The organism is Actinomadura geliboluensis (assembly GCF_005889745.1).
Taxonomy (GTDB): Bacteria; Actinomycetota; Actinomycetes; order Streptosporangiales; family Streptosporangiaceae; genus Spirillospora; species Spirillospora geliboluensis.
In genome coordinates, this window is sequence record NZ_VCKZ01000677.1 from 1 (window position 1) to 2408 (window position 2408).

General features: G+C 73.1%; 4 protein-coding genes. 2 read left to right on the plus strand and 2 right to left on the minus strand.

Annotation, left to right across the window (positions count from 1 at the left end; translation table 11 throughout):
• Window positions 1–3: 3 nt before the first annotated feature.
• Complete coding sequence (locus ETD96_RS43385) at window positions 4–702, minus strand: GAF and ANTAR domain-containing protein (RefSeq protein WP_205719757.1); 699 nt, start codon at window positions 700–702, stop codon at window positions 4–6.
• A gap of 56 nt (window positions 703–758) precedes the next feature.
• Window positions 759–1265, minus strand: coding sequence for a GAF domain-containing protein (locus ETD96_RS43390; RefSeq protein ID WP_171069531.1), 507 nt, complete (start codon window positions 1263–1265; stop codon window positions 759–761).
• 254 nt (window positions 1266–1519) lie between these two features.
• Here ETD96_RS43390 and ETD96_RS43395 point away from each other — a divergent pair, with 254 nt between their 5' ends.
• Window positions 1520–1960, plus strand: coding sequence for an Hsp20/alpha crystallin family protein (locus ETD96_RS43395; RefSeq protein ID WP_138642290.1), 441 nt, complete (start codon window positions 1520–1522; stop codon window positions 1958–1960).
• Window positions 1961–2062: 102 nt separating this feature from the next.
• Window positions 2063–2380: a MerR family transcriptional regulator gene (locus ETD96_RS43400; protein WP_138642291.1), complete on the plus strand. Its 318-nt coding sequence runs from the start codon at window positions 2063–2065 to the stop codon at window positions 2378–2380.
• The last annotated feature ends 28 nt before the right edge of the window (window positions 2381–2408 follow it).

Below are 2408 nucleotides of genomic sequence, written 5' to 3' on the forward strand. Positions count from 1 at the left end.
GGGCTAGGGCGTGCCGTCCTTGAGGATCTCGGCGGCCAGATCGGCGACACGGCGGCGGGTGTTACGGGCCTGCTTGCGCAGCATGTTGAACGCCGCGACGGCGTCCAGCCGGTGGGTGGCCATCAGGAAGCCGATGGCGCGTTCGATGATGACCCGGTAGTCCAGCGCGTACTGCAGCTGGGTGGCGGTGGCGCTGTGCTCGCGGGACGACAGCGCCGCCGCCATGAGCTCACTGATCAGCCCGGCGTAGGCGCGCAGCGCCGCGAAGTCGGAGTCGTCCCAGCCGTACGGCTCGGAGCGGTAGACGTTGAGCGTGCCGACCGGGCTGCCGCCCAGCAGCAGCGGCACTCCGGCGACGGCCCGCACCCGCTCGTCGAGCACGTCCACGAGCTGCGGCCAGCGGGGGTCGGAGCGGACGTCCTTGGTCCAGACGGGCCGGCCCTCGACATAGGTCTCGTAGCAGGGGCCCTGGCCGGCGCTGGCCTGGGCCTCCTCCAGGGACCGGCCGACCTCGTCGGACGCGGCCACGTACAGCAGCGCCTCGGAGTCGTCGATGAGCATTATCCCGGCGCCGTCGTAGCCGAAGAGCCGGTCCACCGAACTGACCACCCGCTGGAGGGCGCGGGCCACGTCCGAGTCGACGGGCGCCTTGCGCAGCACCTCCAAACTGGAGTCCAACGCGTCGGTGTCGATATGCATCATGCTCCACATCCTTGACTGCTTGCTGAGAGAACGGTGATGAACGAGATGTGGAGGCACTACGGCAGGCCGTGGGCGCCGTCGCCCGCCGCCGGCCGCGCGGCCAGCCGGACCAGGAGGTCGGCCGTGGTCTCGGCCAGGTGCTCCCCGAGCGCGATCTGCCGGCTCGTCCATGGACAGGGCGTGCACTGGTAGAAGTTCAGCGCCCCGACGACCTCGCCGCCGACGTGGACGGGGACCGCGAGGACGGCCCTGACCGGCGCCGCGGTGAGCGCCAGCCGCGCGTACCCGGGACGGTCGGGATGACCGTCCAGGTCGTCCACGGCGACCGGGTGGCCGGCGGAGACGGCGTCCAGGGCGGGGCCCGCCTGCACGAGCTGCTGGGCGTACTGCAGGGTCAACCCTTCGCGAGTGGATCCGCCGACCGCGCGCAGCCCGCTCGGCTCGGCGGCCAGCATCAGGGCGGCCCCGTCCACGCGGGAGATCACCGCCATCGAGCGCAGCGCGCCGGCCAGCCGGCCGGCGGCCTGGTGGGCGCCGTCGCCGGCGCCGCGTCCGTTCGCCATGTTCCTCACCTCGGGCAGCATTGCCTGCTGATCCGCGGACACAGGGCGGAACTTTCGGTTCACCCTACCCGCTTCGCGGCGGTTTCCGTCCGCCGGCCGGTATCGCGACGAGATCGGTTCCGGCAGCCGGGCTCCGGCCGTGCCTTGACATCCGCTCGGAAGGAACCTATAACTGGAGTTGCAGGTTTCCTCTTGTACAAGGAGCAAGTGGGCCGGCGCCCGGCTCGGCGCCGGCGGTCCTCGGAGGTGATGTCATGTTGCTGACGTCGATCGACCCCTTCGTGCAGGAGTTCGAGCGACAGTTCGACCGGGCCGTCCGCCAGGCCGGTGCCATGGGCGGCGGCGCCGGCATGCCGATGGACGGCGTCCGCCGCGCCGACGACGTCGTACTGCGGTTCGACCTGCCCGGCGTGGCGCCGGGCTCCATCGAGGTCACGGTCGACCGCGGCGTGCTGACGGTGACCGCGCGCCGCGAGGAGGAGTTCGGCGAGGACGAGCGGGCGTTCGTCCGCGAGCGGCCGATGGGCGCGTTCACCCGCCGGGTCTACCTGTCGGAGCACCTGGACGCCGAAGGCATCGAGGCCGCCTACGACAACGGCGTCCTCGCCGTCCGCATCCCCGTCCTGGAGCAGGCCCGGCCGCGCAAGGTCGCCGTCCAGCAGACGGGCGGCGGGCAGAAGGCGATCAAGAGCTGACCCGGCCCGGCACCGGACACGGCCCCGGACCCGCGACACCCCCCGCGCGGGCCGGGGCCACCCCCGCCGGCCGTGCGCGCGGCCTGCGAAGGAGGAACCCCCATGCGCCTGCCGATCGACGACGAGCACGCCGCCCTGTTCACGGTGGGCCAGGTCGCGCGGATGCTGGACGTCCAGCAGGCGTTCCTGCGCCGCATCGACGACCACCAGGTCGTCTCCCCGGAGCGCTCCTCGGGCGGCCAGCGCCGCTACAGCCGCCACGAGATCGGCCGCATCCAGGAGGTCGTCACGCTGATGGGCGAGGGCATGACCCTGCCCGCCATCCGGCGCATCTTCGAGCTCCAGCACGAGCTGGCCGAGGTGACGCGCGAGCGCGACGAGCTCGCCCGCCGCCTCGCCGCCCGCGGCCGCGACGCCTGACCGGCCCGCGGGGCGCGTCCCCCGCGCC